Annotated in this window: 9 protein-coding genes; 2 read left to right on the plus strand and 7 right to left on the minus strand. The window is 46.2% G+C overall.

Annotation, left to right across the window (positions count from 1 at the left end; translation table 11 throughout):
• Positions 1-230 precede the first annotated feature (230 nt).
• From RID53_RS05395 to RID53_RS05415, 5 genes are all read right to left on the minus strand, one after another.
• Complete coding sequence (locus tag RID53_RS05395) at positions 231-1,616, minus strand: hypothetical protein (RefSeq protein WP_446387145.1); 1,386 nt, start codon at positions 1,614-1,616, stop codon at positions 231-233.
• A gap of 142 nt (positions 1,617-1,758) precedes the next feature.
• A complete protein-coding gene (locus RID53_RS05400) occupies positions 1,759-2,199 on the minus strand; it encodes a hypothetical protein (protein WP_446387146.1) in 441 nt (146 codons plus the stop codon).
• A gap of 286 nt (positions 2,200-2,485) precedes the next feature.
• Positions 2,486-6,868, minus strand: a complete 4,383-nt coding sequence (locus tag RID53_RS05405) for a tetratricopeptide repeat protein (RefSeq protein WP_446387147.1) — start codon at positions 6,866-6,868, stop codon at positions 2,486-2,488.
• 810 nt (positions 6,869-7,678) lie between these two features.
• Positions 7,679-10,129, minus strand: a complete 2,451-nt coding sequence (locus RID53_RS05410) for a CHASE2 domain-containing protein (protein WP_446387148.1) — start codon at positions 10,127-10,129, stop codon at positions 7,679-7,681.
• A gap of 210 nt (positions 10,130-10,339) precedes the next feature.
• Positions 10,340-12,967 (minus strand): GAF domain-containing protein, encoded by a 2,628-nt coding sequence (locus RID53_RS05415; RefSeq protein ID WP_446387149.1) that lies wholly within the window; start codon positions 12,965-12,967, stop codon positions 10,340-10,342.
• Here RID53_RS05415 and RID53_RS05420 point away from each other — a divergent pair.
• Complete coding sequence (locus RID53_RS05420; RefSeq protein WP_446387150.1) at positions 12,955-13,209, plus strand: hypothetical protein; 255 nt, start codon at positions 12,955-12,957, stop codon at positions 13,207-13,209. The two genes, RID53_RS05415 and RID53_RS05420, sit on opposite strands and share 13 nt — an antisense overlap.
• Positions 13,210-13,225: 16 nt before the next feature.
• Here RID53_RS05420 and recN read toward each other — a convergent pair whose 3' ends face one another.
• Positions 13,226-14,995, minus strand: coding sequence for a DNA repair protein RecN (gene recN / locus RID53_RS05425; RefSeq protein WP_446387151.1), 1,770 nt, complete (start codon positions 14,993-14,995; stop codon positions 13,226-13,228).
• A 202-nt stretch (positions 14,996-15,197) separates the two neighbouring features.
• Between recN and RID53_RS05430 the strand changes: the two genes are divergently transcribed.
• Positions 15,198-17,261: an ABC1 kinase family protein gene (locus RID53_RS05430; RefSeq protein ID WP_446387152.1), complete on the plus strand. Its 2,064-nt coding sequence runs from the start codon at positions 15,198-15,200 to the stop codon at positions 17,259-17,261.
• A gap of 26 nt (positions 17,262-17,287) precedes the next feature.
• Here the strand turns inward: RID53_RS05430 and RID53_RS05435 are convergent, their stop codons facing one another.
• Positions 17,288-17,476, minus strand: a complete 189-nt coding sequence (locus tag RID53_RS05435; protein ID WP_446387153.1) for a hypothetical protein — start codon at positions 17,474-17,476, stop codon at positions 17,288-17,290.
• Positions 17,477-17,520: the final 44 nt, after the last annotated feature.

Raw genomic sequence — 17,520 nt, forward strand, 5'->3', positions numbered from 1 at the left:
TCGCTGAAACCTTGATGTGGCGTGGGTTTCAGCCTATCTCTTGTCATATTGCAAAAATACCGCGATACGTTCCTTCTTCAGCAGGCTCCGCCAACGCGGTATTTTTGCAAGGGCTACTTATGTACGATTTTTGAGGAGTTGAGCGCTAAAACCCCCACGGAATAAGGCTTTAGCCTGAGTATAGTACATCTGTATGGGGGGAGAACTTCAGGTTAAAAAACTAAACAAAATTACCTCTTCCTTCCGATATCTAAAATTCTCCAAGTAATTAAAGCACTGACGATGCCAATCAATACGCTCAAGCCAAAGGTTAAACTAAAATTTGCCCAATGGTTTAGTGCGGGTGTCGGTTGATTGGCAGGGACTGGTAAAATACTCTTGACAATCCCTTCTGCTTGTTCAGTCAGGGCAGACGCAGCCAGTGATGCAGTGCTAATTCCCACACTCGCGATCGCGACGGTTTGATTGAGGGCGCGTTCGTTCTTGGTTTTCTCAATTTCGATGATTCCAGCAATGGTTTTCATACAGGTTTCTAGGGGATTTAATCCAGCTTTCAGGGTTTGGTAATCACTGTGAATGTGGCTGATAAATTTCTCCGTCGCCATCTCACCAAAGTCTTTCAGAAAGCCGAGATCACTGTTAGGGTCAAGTTGTGCGATCGCCTCGACTCGCTCGATGTAGTTCTGAGTATTGATTTCTAGGTTCGAGGCTTGTTCTTGCAGATAACCCAAACAGGTTTCGTACTCGTGGGATATCCATAAAGCATGGGCTAATTCTTGTTGCAATTCATCTAGATTTAGTGGAGAAGTATGAAGGTGTTTGCGTAAAGAATTAACCCATTTTTGGATAACCCCCGATGAATCTTTCAGTTTTCTTTTCAGTTGATGGCTTTGTTCATAACTCCACAATACTTTATTGCGGTAGTTAAACAGACGGATTAAGTTATTGTAGAGTCTGCCAATAATATCTTTCAATTCTGTGTCGGTTGTATCATAAGGAAATAAGCAGATCAGGATATAGTGATTGAGGTTTAAGCCATCGGGAATAGTGTCAGTTTGTTTGAGTTCAAAGCACGTTGCTCCTTGAAACGTTCCCTGTCGTTGCCATTTGGCGTGGGGAAGCAGTTGTAAAGCGTTATAACAAGCTTTTGCTGTTGCTTCTGGGTCTTGATTTGTCGTAGCTAATTTACCCCAAACCAGCCAGTTTTCACCCATCTCACCAGGGATTTTATGGGTGTGTTCGAGGATAATCTCTTTGATTTGTCCTAGTTGTTCCTCTAGGGAGAGGTGTTCCCAATCGGGTTCGTTATCTTTACCCGAACAGTCGATTTGCAGAGCATAAGTATCGCCAACTTTCACCGGGTAATAATAGCCGTCGAGGGGATATTTAAACCGCTCAATTTTCTCCGCCCCTAAAAGTTCGATATAACTGTCAAATGGGATTTCAGCATCTTGGAGTTCGGCGAGTTTTTGATCACTGAGGCTATCCGGATAAATGCGCTGCCAAAAACGGCGGCGATTTTCCTGGATTTGCTCATTACTCTGTCCCAATCCGTCTACGAAATCATAGAGGAATAAATCGACAGTGGGATAAATCAGTTGGGGAGATGAGTTCATATAACGTTATCAATCAATTATAAAATCATTATCGCGGCTGTAGGGGCGCACCGACGTGCGCCCTATCACCGACGTGCGCCCTACTCAATGTACGGCGTCAGGCTGTAAAATCCTATAGGAAATAAAATTGATTTTTGATTAGTCATACTTCATACTTCTTCTTAGCAGAATTTACCGGATTAGGATCAGAAAGAATTTGAGCGGTTTGATCAAGTTTGGTTCGATCTAATTTAGCTTCAATTGTTGCTAGAGTACATTCCATCTGGGCAATGAAATCCTGGATATCTCTAGTATGATTAGGGATTTCTCGATTATTATCGTCGTCAGCGTTATCAGCCGGAAGAAATTTTAACCCTATCTTCTCTTTTGCTGCTGTATCGGTTAACAAGAGACGGGCAGATTCATAAGGTATCTTCAAAGCAGGAATGCTAATTGCCAAATCGTGCAATTCTCCAATCCGGGTTTCCAGGGATTGGGCAATATCTGCCAATTTTTCCTTGATTGTATCAGAGAGAGGCGATCGCTGTTGGCAGAGGGCAGCAAGAAAGGCTTTGAGAGTCAGGACATCGGCGTCTTTCATCATGGACTATTGAGTCGGAGCATATAATACTACTTTAATGGAGTTATCGATTGATTGCAGAACTTTAGGGGCGCATTGATATTATTGGTGTCAATTTAAGCTAAACCCCTCTCCCCCAGCCCGTCTCCCACACTGGGGAGAGGGGAGCAAGAAAGGAGTCCGCCTGAATAATTCCCCATCTCCCTTGAAGGGAGAAGGGGTTAGGGGATGAGGGTGAAAAATTGTAACCATAGAATTATATTTTTAAACATAGAGGAACGCAGAGGAAGTTAAAAATTGAGTCTAATCCTTAAACACCAGATATCGTAAACGCCGCCCAGTAATACGGATGACAATAAGGTGGAGCATTATTTTCCATTCTATCTAGTAAATCGCGCTGGTCTTGCAGAACAAGCTGAAGCGATTTATATTGGGCAAGTTGAGGAATTACTTGATCTAACCACTCAATGAGTTGCTCACAATTCGCTGTTTTTAGCCAATTTTGAGCCGATTTTAGTGCCATTGGGGGCGATTGTCCCGCCTCAAGGTGCTGGTAAAATTTGACAATTAATAAAGCGCTAGCCGCTGATTCTACTGTCCACAGGGGACTAATCACATAAGTTACCCCAGCTTTCAGAAAGGCGCTGACTAATCCTACATATTCATCAGTAATGGTTTCGTCGCCAGTCATCGCGGTTTCACAAGCACAAAGACAAGCCAGATAGTAGTCTCTCAAATCCAGATGGATAATATCGGTTAATGTTAATTGGTCAGTATCGTGGAGGAATAGACAAGATTGAGCCGGATTGCTGGGATTGTAGGCTCCATGTCCGGTAAAGTGGAAGACATGATGGGGAGTTTGTAGAGATTGGCAGAGGGATTTACGAGTCGCGTTTGGGTTGGCGATTAGCGTAATCTGGGAAAATGGCTGACGAATTAATGCTGCTTCAACTTCAGCGAAGGGTAAGTCGGATAAGGGTGTAGCTTTTCCCTGAATGAATGGCGTACTTTTGGGATTTTCTACCAGTAATAAAGAATGGAGTAGGGGACAATTATCCGGAGTGTCATTAATCGGAAAGTTTCCGCCATCGTCCCTATTTTCCTCATCCTCCAGAATCAACCGCAACTTAGAATAAGCGCTGGGGAGATACGTACAGGTATAATTCGGGAAAAAATAGTGCAGGGGGAAGCGGTGCAAGTCGCGGTGGGGAATCAGGATAAGATTTTCAATCGGCTGATTTTGTAGGTATTCAATAATACCAGAGATATTCAGAATCGCCCGGAGTTCCTGGAAACTCTCCACCATTTGACGACGCCAAGGATGTTGTTTTTTATCGGTTCCGTTGGCTTTCTCCTTTGAACTCCGATACGCCTGATAACATTGATTCCATTCGGTTAACCATTTTTCCCAAGCCAGAACGTGCTGTAACGAGGCAGAACGCTGGTCATTCATATCTATAAACCCTCTGCGAACCTCTGCGTTTCCCTCTGCGTTCCTCTGCGTTAAAACAACCTGCAACGCATCAGGTACTATCACAAACGTCGTTAACGCACTCGGACTCAAATGCCAATAAATCGCCGCCGTCGTTGGAGTTAAAAGACGTTGAATCTGGCGGTAATCCAGTTCCGGAACCTCCTCATATCCTAAGAACCAACGCAAACAGGTATTTTTTCCGGTTTCGGCGAGGGTTAAAGCACCAGCAATATCTCCTGACTGCATCGCTAAATCGACGGTTAATTGATTAAATAGGGCAGATTTGAGCGCCAGTTTTTGTTTTTGCGGCGTAGTTCGTTTGGGGTCAGCTAATAGGCGCTGTAATAGGTCAGCACCCCGACGCTGTAATTCTCGCGCTTCCTCAATTTTCCCCAAATCTAGTAACACCCGAATCAAATCTTGCAAGACTTTGAGATGTAATTCTTCAAATTCAGGCGGTTTTAGGGTTTGCAGGGCGGTTTTGTAGCTAGTTTCTGCCTTGCGCCAGAAGGAAGAAGGTTTAGCAGATTGTCGCCCTTGGAAATAATGCGCCCTGCCAGTTTGGTGATGTAAAACTCCCCAGCCTTCAGGATGAGTATCGCGACGAATGGTTTTATCGAGTGGGGCTTGATAGCTAGCAATTCTGCCTTCGTAACCGCGTAAATTCAGTTGAGGATTACTGAGGGATGGATGCTTGAGGGAATCTTGAGCAATCTTGGCAATAACGTCCTCAGAGAGAGGTTTTTGGATGAGGTCAATTAATGTTTGGGAGGGCGGTTGCTGAATTATCTGGCTGAGTTTGGGTGAAGGCGGTTGTTTAAGTTGGGCAATAACTTTGGGTGAGTCAGCAAAAGTTTCTTTGAGTAAGGCAATGCTGGACTTCAGAGAGGCTTGGAATAGAGTAAGATAGCGTTCTCGATTCGTGGCGTTCAGTGTAGGAATTAAGATATCAGGGGCTTTATTACGTTCTGAGCGAAAGCAGCCGGTCAAGTTTTGTTGGCAAAAATATTCATAACCGAATGATTTTATTGCTGCAACCCCCCGATTGCTCCACGCTTGGTAATAATCAGGTTGGAGAGAAATTGCCTGGTCATAACTTGCCAGTGCTTCTTCATGTCGTCCTAACTCATCAAGCGCAATGCCCCGGTTGTCCCAGTCTTGGTAGTCATCAGGTCGCAGAGAGATTGCCTGATCAAAATTTGCCAGTGCTTCTTCATATCTTCCTAACTCCATGAGCACAGCGCCCCGGTTATGCCAGGCTTGGTAGTCATCAGGTTGGAGAGAGATGACCTGGTCATCACTTGTCAGTGCTTCTCTGTATCTTCCTAAGTTACTAAGCATAACACTCCGGTTTAACCAGGCTTGGTAGTAATCAGGTTGGAGAGAAATTGCCTGGTCATAACTTGCCAGTGCTTCTTCATTTCGTCCTAACTTAATAAGAACAAGACCCCGGTTGTCCCACGTTTGGTGGTAATCAGGTTGGAGAGAGATTGCCTGGTCAAAATTTGCCAGTGCTTCTTCATTTCGTCTTAACTCACTAAGCGCAATACCTTTTCTGCGCCAAGCTTGGTAGTAATCAGATTGGAGAGAGATTGCTTGGTCAAAATTTGCCAATGCCTCTTCATATCTTCCTAACTCCAAAAGCGCAATGCCCCGGTTGTCCCAGGCTTTGTAGTAATCAGGTTGGAGAGAGATTACCTGGTCATAACTTGTCAGTGCTTCTTCCTGTCGCCCTAACTCACCAAGCACAACGCCCCGGTTAAACCAGGCTTGGTAGTAATCAGGTTGGAGAGAGATTGCCTGGTCATAACTTGCCAGTGCTTCTTCATGTCGTCCTAACTTACCAAGCTCAATGCCCCGGTTAAACCAGGCTTGGTAGTCGTCAGGTTGGAGAGAAATTACCTGGTCATAACTTGTCAGTGCTTCTTCATGTCGTCCTAACTCAAAAAGCATAACGCCCCGGTTGTTCCAGGCTTGGTAGTCGTTAGGCTGGAAAGAGATTACCTGGTCAAAATTTGCCAGTGCTTCTTCATTTCGTCCTAACTCACCAAGCGCAACACCCCGTTTAAACCAGGCTTGGTAGTCGTCAGGTTGGAAAGAGATTACCTGGTCAAAATTTGCCAGTGCTTCTTCATTTCGTCCTAACTCAAAAAGCACAATGCCCCGTTTAAACCAGGCTTGGTAGTTGTCAGGTTGGAAAGAGATGGCCTGATCAAAATTTGCCAGTGCTTCTTCATGTCGTCCTAACTCAAAAAGCACAACGCCCCGGTTAAACCAGGCTTGGTAGTCGTCAGGTTGGAGAGAGATTACCTGGTCAAAATTTGCCAGTGCTTCTTCATGTCGTCCTAACTTAAAAAGCGCAGCACCCCAGTTTTTCCAGGCTGGGTAGTAATCAGTTTGGAGAGAGATTGCCTGGTCAAAATTTGCCAGTGCTTCTTCATGTCGTCCTAACTCAAAAAGCACAGCACCCCGGTTGTCCCAGGTTTTGTAGTAATCAGGTTGGAGAGAGATTGCCCGGTCAAAATTTGCCAGTGCTTCTTCGTATCGTCCTAACATCCCCAGCACAACGCCTCTTCCGCGCCAAGCTTGGTAGTAATCAGGTTGGAGAGAGATTGCCCGGTCAAAATTTGCCAGTGCTTCTTCATTTCGTCCTAACTTACCAAGTTCAATGCCATGATTACAACACAAATCTGCATCTGAAACTGTGGAATAATTGCTCGCAGGAACCGGCTTTTGGTTATATCCAGAACCATTTAAACCAGCCAATAGCTGATTCAATTTCTCAACCTCACTCAAACTCGCCCCTTGCTCATTTCCCTCAGATATAGCCGATTCAGTTATCACAAAATTATCCGGTTCCGGCACAACCAACAACCCCTCTGCCAATTCCCGCGCCACCCGTGCCAATTCTCCATGTGCCATTTCTCCCAACCGCCTCAACCGCCGCGCCAACTCCTGATGCACCTCTGGCTGTGCCAACCAGCGCTGACCAAATTCCTGTAACCACTCCGCCAGCCGTTGCTGATGCACATTCCGACTAATCAAAAATGCCTGTAACTGTCCCCAAGTTTTCCCCTGCGCTACTTCTGCCAATAGCGCTAAAACCACATTCTCGTAGTCCAAATCACTGGGTTGAGTGGGTGGAGGTGGAGGCGTCGGCGGTTGACGTATAAACCAGCGTTTCAGCCAACGCCAGAGTTTAGCGAGTAACTTGAACATGGAATTGATGGCTGACGTTTCACGGTATCTGACCCCTCTGTAGGGGCGGGTTTCACCACTATCTTTTCGGTTGTACCCGGATGTCACTAAACCCGCCCCGACTGGGGTTTCACCACTTTATACTGTGGTCAAGATTAATTTTAAGATAATCCAGTGTTCAGTATCGTGGCAAAGGTGCGTTACGCTACCCTTCGGGAACGCTCCGCGAACGCTAACGCACCCTACTGCCGTGACCCACCTTAATGGTGATTTTAGAAAAACGCTACATCCATTACATGACAAAGCTTTACGCTAATTTCCTATTGCACTATTTTAGCTGGGTCACGCCACTACAGATAGAGCTTTATGTAAGTCCGATAAATGTGGACTCTAAGATGAATCGCACTGAAAATTTGCATGATGAAATCACCGAAATCTTTGATATACCGTAAGCTGTTCGGCATTTAAACCTTAATGTCAAGAATGGCAAAATCCTTGTAGTGCGTTAAGCGAAGCCATGCCGCAGGCTTTGCATCTTGCTCGCTGCTAATACCCAATTTACAGCAGTTTTCAAGTTAGTAGACTACAGACGATCATTGCGCTGAAAAGCAAGCCGATACAATTTTGTATTCCATAAACGTGAAAAGCGCTGTAAATGCATGACAGCTTAGTTGACTAACACAGCTAAAATTGTGGAATAGATTGATGGTTAAATTGGGCGCACGTCGGTGCGCCCCTACAATTCTAATCCACCAATTAAGGTGTGCCACGCCGCCATCGTGGGTTGAGCGAAGTCGAAACCCACCAGCATACCAGTCAGTGGCATTCGCTCTAAGATTGAGGTGGCAAGGTACTTAAATCCTCTAACACTTTCGTCACAGATTGATATCGATCCATAAAATAGTAACGCACCATTTTTTCTAATATTTCAGCTAACTCGTCACTCACATTTGCCAAATGACGCCAGCTAATTTCACCTGTCTCTGAATCCAGCACTAACTGGTGAGGAGGAATGCCTGTTAAAGCTTGAATCCCAATCACCCCAACCGCATAAATATCGCTGCTTAGAGTCGGGTGTCCAGCATATTGTTCTGACGGTGCATAGCCACGAGTACCAACCGCCACCGTATTATGTTCCTGGTTATCATGTTCCTGATCCAGCTTTTGTTGGGGTTGAATCTGTTTGACTGCCCCAAAATCAATTAACACCAATTGACCATCGGTTTGGCGACGAATAATGTTACTGGGTTTGATATCCCGATGAATAACATTATGTTCATGGATAAACACCAGAATTTCTAAGAGACCTTTGATTAACTTGACCACTTGCTCTTCTGGCATTCGCTTATCTACAGGTAACTCGTCGCTGAGTGAATCTCCTTTAATGTATTCTTCGACAAGATAGAATTCCCGACTTTCTTCAAAATATGCCAGCAACTGGGGAATGTGAGGATGTCTGCCTAACTTTTCTAAGATTTCTGCTTCTGTATGAAAGAGACGTCTGGCAATGGCGAGAAATCGTTCATCGCGACGGGCGGGTTTTAAATGCTTGACCACACATTTGGGTTTACCTGGTCTGTGGCTATCTTCCGCTAAATAGGTGAGACCAAATCCCCCAGAACCGAGAACCCGATTAATCTTATAGCGTCCGGCTAAAAGGTTGGGATTGTCAGATTGTTTAACCGTTGGCGCGGGTTGGCTCTGAACTGCATCAGGCGTCCAAATTGCCGTTTCTCCATTCCCATCCTGCTGCGATGGGGCAATAGCCGTTTCTTCACTCAGAGTTACCTCTTGCTGTTCTGCAATCAGAGTCTGATCGTCATCTTCATCCTCCTGAGTGGTTGGAGCAAAGCTGGTTCTATCTTGTAATAATCCCTGAAGGGCAATGAGATTATTTTCCTGTTCTTGGAGTAGACGGGCAAAATGGGCGCGTTCTTGCTGATTTTGGTAGGCGCTATAAGCCAAGACCCCTGTAGATGACATCACCAGTCCCAAGGCTGGTATCATCACGGGTATCCAACCTGCCTCCAGAAACACCATAAAGGATACGCCGCCCAAAAGACCAAGCGCGAGCATCTCAGCGAAAAGCATTTGCCAGATATTGCGGGTGACTCGCACCAGAATAGCGCCTGTGAACGACCAACCCCAAATCCAGATAACTTCGACCCAATTGGGCCAAAACCAAAAAAGCTGGCGTCCATTCAGAACGGTACTAAGCAGTTGACTGACGATGTGACCATGGATAACCACTCCCGGCATTGTCTCAATAATTAGCCCCTGTGAAGTATAAGGCGTGGAAAATCTATCTTTTTCACTGCGGGCGGCGATTCCAATTAAGACAATGCGGTCTTGAACTAAGCTGGGATCAAGGCGACCTTCGAGAACCTCAGTCAAGGTGACGCTATCGGCTAGTTTGTCTGCAGATCGGTAATTTAATAGAATTTGATAGCCACCCGTATCAGCCTGTTGATACCCTCCGGACGTCGGTTTTAGGGGTTTGAAAACAACGTCACCCCATTTCAGGTGATCATCGGGCGTAAGAGTGGGTTCGATTCCTTTTCCTTCCAGATAGTGTTTGGCTAGTTGAAAGCTAAAGGAAAGTTTGGTGGTACAACCGGATTCAATGTCCAGATTGTGAAACAAGAACGCTCGGCGCACAACCCCGCCTTCATCAATGGCTAAATCGGCAAAGCCAACCCGTGAATCGGGAATGCCTGCTGGTGGGAGAGTCCCTCGATTTTCACTTTCACTAATTTGACAGATAGGGATGATATTATTACTCGTTTGCAGGAGTTTAGATAACTCAGCATGACCGGGGGGTATGGCAATGTCCCGATAAATATCCAGACCAATCATGGCTGGTTCATACTGCTGTAACGTTTGCAGTAGCTGGGTCATCACCGCATCGCTCATGGGCCACTGCTCTAGGTATTGAATGTCTTTTTCTGTCACCTCGACCATCAACAGACGCGGGTCTGGCGGTAATGAGGGTCGCAATTGCATCAACCCATCATAGGCACTTAGTTCCGCCTGTTCTAAAGGCTCGATCAGAATCTTCAGGGCTTCAATTTTGAGCTGAACTCCGAGTACGTCAATCCCTTTAGCTCCTACCTGAATCCCCAAAAACAAGGCAGTAATGGCTAAACTGGTCAGCCATTCTGGATATTTCAACGCGAAACTACCAATGCGTTTAAGACGCGACCACAAGACAGAGAGCTTTGACCCTTCGCCACCCTCGTAGGGAACCTGGTTTTGAGATAACTCCCCACTAATTTCTTTCACGTATCTGATTACTCACAACTAACACCTTAACGCTAGCAAGAATTTCCCTGAACTGTAGCCAACATCAACATAGAATTCAGTAGACACTGGTCTCTATTATGACTCAAGGTGAGTTGAACAATAATTCTCTTATTAGCGATAAATGAGTAGGGTGAGCAATGCCCATCCTACCCAAAAGAGTTCTCATGCTTGGGGTGCTAGTTGCTTGAATTACTTTTCAGTCATCGTGTAAGCCCCATCCCAGTCATCCGGTGGTGGTTCTTGGAGAAAATGTTGACACCGCTTCAGGTGTAATGCAGCGGCTTTATCATTTTTGTCAAATTCTTCCATGATAATGCCAAATTCACCCATCGCCCGAGTAAACTTCCGGTTGAGATAATGCTCCCGTCCTTTATGGTAATGTTCAATAATTTCCTCTTTTTCAGCAGAAAGGGGATCAGAACGCAATCCCACCAGTTCGTAAATTCTGACAGGCTTATTCTTGCCTTTAACACGAATGCAATCGAGTTCCCGATACCAAATCCTATCCTGGCAGGGAGCAAAGGTATATTCGCTAATGATAATGTCACAGCCATATTGCTTACTGGCACCTTCTAGGCGGGAGCCTAAGTTGACACCATCGCCAATGGCGGTGAACTCCATCCGCTTACTCGAACCAATATTGCCACTAATTACGCTGTCCGAGTTAATCCCAATCCCAATTCGGATTTCTTCTTTTTTCTGGGCTAAACGACGAGCATTAAAATCTGCCAATCGGTGGCGCATGTCCACAGCCGTTTGTACGGCTCTCCAGGCGTGATCGGGTAGGGGTAAGGGCGAACCAAATACCGCCATAATTGCATCGCCGATATATTTATCGAGAGTGCCTTTATGCTTGAAAATTGCCTCGACCATCGATTCAAAATAGTCATTGAGCATCCCCACCACTTCTTCGGCTTGGAGTTTTTCGGTCAAAGAGGTGTAGCTGCGAATATCGGAAAACAGCACCGAAACTTCTTTGCGATCGCCTCCCATTTTGGCATCACCCAGTTTCAGCAGTTCTTCTGCCAATTCCTGAGTCATGTACCGATACATTGTACTCTTGAGGCGCTTCTCATCACTGATGTCGTCCATCACCACCAACGCGCCATACACATTGGTCAGATCACTCGTATCCGCAATGGAGTTAATCGACAAATGCACGCTATGCTCTTCATTGCTCGGCGTTAGCAACGTCTGATCGGGATAGTACTGATTGCGGTCTTTCTCACTTTTGGCGTCTAAGCCATTCTGTAGTAATTGAGCAAAGCTGGCAAGGCTACCCTCTTTCTCTTTAATTTTGATCAATTCGGAAACTGATCGCCCTTCGATAGTATCTCCCTTACTAAAGCCCAACAGTTGCTTGGCACTTTCATTCGCCGCGATAACTTTACCGGCTTTGTCTGTAGAAATTACACCATTGGTTAGACTGCGAAGGATATCCCGCTGCATTTGCTCCTGCTGTTTAACCGTGGCAAACAGCTTCGCGTTTTGCAGCGCCACACCCGCTTGGATATTAAAGGCTTCCATAAAAGCGACATCGCTTTGATCGAAACTCGCCTTCCAGCATTCGGGTGCGTCTTGTTCCTCTTTATCTGGATCGGGCTGGTAAGGAGGAAACTCTCCCTTCTTTTTCTTATTCACTAATTGAGTGACGCCAATTAACTCGCCATCGGCGTTATAGACTGGCATACACAGCAAGCTACAGGTGCGATATCCCGTATTGCGATCGGTTTCCCTGGCTTTCTCGGAATCGGGATGATTGTACAGGTCAAATGGGATATTCAGAATTTCACCCGTCAGCCCGACTCGACCCGCAAAACCCGCTCCGATGGGAACCCGCAGTTCTTTCATTGAACCCCCAGACTGAGGAATCTTCGTCCACAAGTCATTGCGTTCGTGATCGATTAACCACAAAGTCGAGCGATCGGCATTCATCAACTCCTTGGCTTCCTCCATCACCCGCTTGAGCGTTTCTTCCAAGTCCAAACTGCTCTTACTCAGGGATTCAGTCGCCTTCATCAGAGCATTAGCCGCTCGCTGTTGCTGAGTTGCCAGGTAAAATGACTTGGACGACTCCAGAATCAGGCGGATCGAGGGGGCAAATTCTTCAAAAAGTTTCTGGTCGCTTTCGCTAAACCCTTGTTTATCTATTTTTTCTTCTAAGGGTAAATCATCCTCAGGCTCATGATCCGGCTTTAGCTTATTCAGGAGTTGAACCACCGCCACCAAGTCTCCCTTCTCATTGAGTAAGGGAAGCGTCAACATGGTATACGTCCGGTAACCGGTTGTCTTATAGAGCTTTTTAGACCCTTCTGATCGCGGATCATCGAAGAAATCGTAGGGATTATTGACAACTTTTTTAAACGTTGCCACTTCCCCAGCAATTCCCTGATCAGCCGGAATCCGCAGTTCTATGGTTTTTCCATTCTCACCCTCGGCGACGATCGAAAATAATTCATTCTTATTGTCATCCAGTAAAAATATCGTTGTCCGGTCTGCACCCAAAAGCTCTGCTGTCTTCAAGGTGATGGCATTGAGCATCTCCTGAAGAATTGTCTCAAACCCTTGGCTGTCGAGGAGCATGGACAGGGTTTGATGAACAACTTCGAGCTTCTTTTCCACCCCCGTAACAACTTCTTTGAAACTGTCTTGAGTCAGGGGGGCAAGAAACGCCGTAAATGTTCCATTAGTGGTCGCTAGGGCACTATCAGACGCGGGTTGATGTTCATGCGCTCTTTGGTCGTCAGTATAGATTGGCGTTATATCAACGGTATCTCCATTGTGATCCGCAGACCTGGGTGAAAATGCAGCTGTCATATTTCTCGTTAGGGTCAGAGAACATTCCTGGCATACGAATAAGATTACTCTATCAGTTAAAGTTTTACCACTCAGGTTTATTTTATTGGCAAGATGAGGGAGCTGGGGGAGCTGGGGAAGCTGGGGGAGCTGAGGGAGCTGGGAGACTAAATTTCTATTGCCTATTGCCTATTGCCTATTGCCTATTGCCTATTGCCTGTTCCCTGTTCCCTGTTCCCTGTTCCCTGTTCCCTGTTCCCTGACGAATGACCATCTCCATTAATTCTGACGCCAATGACGGGCTTGGGTCAACAGCGAATCAGCAAACGTCATGGCTTCTTGACCCGATTGTCCACCCGCTAGCTGGGCAATTTCTTCCTGGCGGTGAGAATGATGATCGAGGCGACTGACGCGAATGACGGTACGCAGGTCAATTTCAGCCATTCCTTGATCAACGAACGTGTTTGTCTGGTTAGTTTCGGGTAAGAGGGTTTGATCGATCACCTGTTTATCGACGCGGAAATGCCGATCTGCCATGGCGGCGATGATGGGTTGGTGTGTCACACACAACACTTGATTTTGCTGGCTCAGGTGATGAAGTCGTTCCGCGATCGCACTGGCTACGCGCCCCGATACCCCAGCGTCAATTTCATCAAAAATTAAGGTCATGCCTTGATCACCACTATGGGACAAACAGGCTTTTAACGCCAATAAAAAACGGCTCATTTCCCCCCCCGATGCCGTTGCTGCTAACGGTTGTAGAGGTTCCCCTGGGTTGGGAGATAAATAAAACGTGACTTGATCCGCACCCGCCACTGTCGGCGCGATGGGCGTGATCGCCACCTGAAACTGTACCTTTTCCATGGCTAGAGGCTTCAGTTGCTCTACCAGACGCTGTTCCAGTTCCTCGGCTGCGATTCGACGCAACTGGGTGAGCTGATTACAATATTCTGTTAAGATTTCCTGACATTGACGATAACTTTTTTCCAACTCATCCAAGGATTGACCATTACCCCGGAGTTCAGCCAATTCTGAGGTCAGTTTTTCGTAGTGAGCGATCGCATCGGCTAACGTGGGTCCATATTTCCGGCAAATTTGTTTCAGGGCGCGGATGCGTTCTTCCACCTCTTCTAAACGTTCGGGATCAGTTTCCAGTCCATCCCCATACGCATTAATTTGGTGAGAAGCTTCTACCACCTGGGCTAAAGCACCACTGACCAATTCTAGGATGGGTTGTAACTGGTTGTCGTATTGCGCCATATCACTCAACGTGGTTTCGGCTTCCCCTAATAAATCAGCGCAGGCAAATGCCCCACTATCGTTTTGGTAAAGTGACTGATAGACCTGATAACTTTGCTGTTGAAGTTCTACGACATGAGTTAACCGTTGACTCTCTTGTTCGAGTTCGGTGAGTTCATCGGGATCAGCAAGATCAGCAGCGCTCAGTTCCTGAGTTTGATACTCTAGCCAATCGAGACGTTGTAGGCGCTGCTGTTCCGACTGACGCCGTTTTTGCAGGGCTTGCCAAGCGTCCTGAGATGCCAGATAAGCCGTAGTCACTTGATCAAGGTGTTGTTTAATCGGGAAACCGCCGTAAAAGTCAAGGAGTCGCCGCTGACGAGTTGAGGCAAAAAGCTGTACTGTTTGACCTTGGGCGGTAATTTCCACCAAGCGATCGCGTAATTGTTCCATCAAGCGACGATTCACCAAAATCCCATTAATTCGCGATCGCGATCGCAGGGAGTTCTGTTTAGCCGTAATCTCTCGACTACAGACCAAATCCGCTTCATCAAGTAAATCAATTTCCTGTTCACTCAACCAAGCCATCAACGTCCCATCGATGCGAAACGTCGCCTCAACCAGCGCCCGTTTTTCCCCGGTGCGAATCAAGCGATGGGTGACTTTTCCTCCCAACGCGACATCAATGGCATCCAGAATGATTGACTTACCAGCACCCGTTTCGCCCGTCAAAACATTCAGACCCGCCGCAAATTCCAATTCCAGTTGGTCAATTAAGGCAAAATTTTGAATCCGTAACGATAGCAACATAACATTTTCATCCAATAGTTAGAGAAAGCGATTAATTAAAAGACGAAATAAGTCATACAGTGGATACTACCGTGCAGATCGAGCCAACCTTGTTCCTTAATCATGAGTCCTGATCAGGATAAACTGAATGGCGTGGTATCTCAATCATTTTTTTGTTACAATTCTTTACAGAGCCGCTCCTGTTGGTGAATCCTGAATAAATATGAATCTTAAAACAATTTCCCCTGCCTCTCCCCAGCGAGATTCAATAGCCGAACTCAATCCCTCAGTGGAACCCTTACCCCCTGAGCCAATTGTGGTTGAGTATGAACAGGCGTCGTCCCCGGCATCAGCGCTACCACAGGAGTGTTCGGAAAACCGAACCGAAACGCTGCGCTATGATCCAGTAGCGATTGAAGCTCAATATGGACGCGCACCGCTACAAGTCTTAGGACGGCTACTCAGGATTGCTTTACCCACGGCTGCCTTTGCCTTAGGGCTATGGTGGGATCGGATACGGGGTCGCCAACAGATCAAAGAACGGCGGCGAGCGATTCAGTTGCGGGAACTCTTAACCCAACTCGGACCAGCGTATATTAAGGTCGGACAAGCACTTTCGACACGACCTGACTTAGTGCCACCCCTGTACTTAGAAGAGTTGGCATTGCTACAAGATCAACTCCCTCCCTTCCCCAATGAAGTCGCTTTTCGATTCATCGAAGAAGAACTAGGCGATCGCCCCGAAGAAATTTATGCCGAACTGACCTCATCGCCTGTAGCCGCTGCCTCCCTAGGACAAGTGTACAAAGGGAAACTTAAAACAGGGGAAACCGTCGCCGTCAAAGTGCAGCGACCAGGTTTAGCACGGCGCATTGCCTTGGACGTTTATATATTACGCCGCCTCGCTCAGTGGGTACAAAACAATGTTAAGCAGGTGCGGAGTGACTTGGTGGCGATTATGGATGAGTTTGGCACCCGCATCTTTGAAGAAATGGATTATACCCAAGAAGGGTGTAATGCTGAACGCTTTGCCAACCTTTACGGTCACCTTCAGGATATATATGTACCCAAAATTTACTGGCAATATACAGGACGGCGTGTCTTGACAATGGAGTGGGTCAGTGGTACTAAACTGACTAACCTGGAAGCAATTAAGGCTCAAGACATTGACGCCAAGTATTTGATTGAAGTTGGCGTGCAATGTTCACTACGTCAACTATTGGAACATGGATTTTTCCATGCTGATCCCCATCCCGGAAATTTACTAGCTACGCCAGAAGGCAAGCTGGCTTATCTGGATTTCGGGATGATGAGCGAAGTTAAACCCTATCAGCGTTATGGGTTGATTGAGGCAGTTGTTCATTTAGTTAACCGGGACTTCGCGGGTTTAGCTCATGACTATGTGAACTTAGAGTTTCTGTCGGAAGATACGGATTTAACCCCAATTATTCCAGCGCTTGCTAATGTTTTTAACAATGCCTTAGGCGCTAGTGTTGCTGAACTCAATTTCAAAAGTATCACTGACCAACTCTCGGAAGTGATGTATGAATATCCATTTCGAGTTCCAGCCTACTATGCCCTAATTATTCGCTCCTTAGTCACATTGGAAGGGATTGCGATTAATGTTGATCCGAACTTCAAGGTTCTCAGTAAAGCTTATCCTTATGTGGCGAAGCGTTTGTTAACAGATTCTTCCCCACAATTACGCGCTTCTCTAAAAGACTTACTTGTCAAAGATGGCAATTTTCGCTGGAATCGCCTGGAAAATTTATTGCGGAATGCCGCCAATTCTCAAGATTACGATTTGAATAAGGTTTTAAATCAAACGTTAGAATTTTTATTCTCAGAACGCGGTGTTTTGATTCGAGACCAATTGATCGAGGAAATTGTCAAAGCTGTCGATATGTTTGGACGTAAAACCTTTGATAATGTAACTGAGTCTCTGCGCCAACGAGTGGGATTACAGCAAAAAACGGCATCCACTAGCAATGTCGTAGAACTGCCGCAAAGTGCAGAGCATATCAAACGAATTTGGCAAATTCTGCAAGATACGCCCGGTTTCGATCCCTTCCAACTTGCCCCCCTTGTTCCCCAACTTTTGATGAAGCCAGAAACTCAGCAAATGGGACAAAAAATTGCTGGCGGTTTAGCCCAACGGGTGATGGCACGATTAATTCGGGAAGTTTTACTTCAGGAGACTCAAGGTCAAGGGGAAAAGCCTTCTAATGGTTCTAGCGTCAAGCCTGCACCCAAACTCGTCCTGCCACCAGCCGCAGCGATTCACTGATATACTCCCGGTGGGCAATGCCCACCCTACGGTCTATCAAGTTTCGGCGATTCTAAAATGCTGATATCAGTGCCATTGAAGTGAAATTGAATAAATTTAGTAAGCTTTAGCTTACTTAAGCTTTGAGCCGGAAATTTATTTCCCGGCTCTTTTCTAATTCTATAGCAATAGACACATCGATTAGGACGTTCGGCACCATTGTAGAGACGCGCCATGGCGCGTCTCTACATAAATGATGTGTCCTAACAGCCATGGCGGT

It is taken from the genome of Coleofasciculus sp. B1-GNL1-01, assembly GCF_040220235.1.
Classification (GTDB): Bacteria; Cyanobacteriota; Cyanobacteriia; order Cyanobacteriales; family Coleofasciculaceae; genus Coleofasciculus.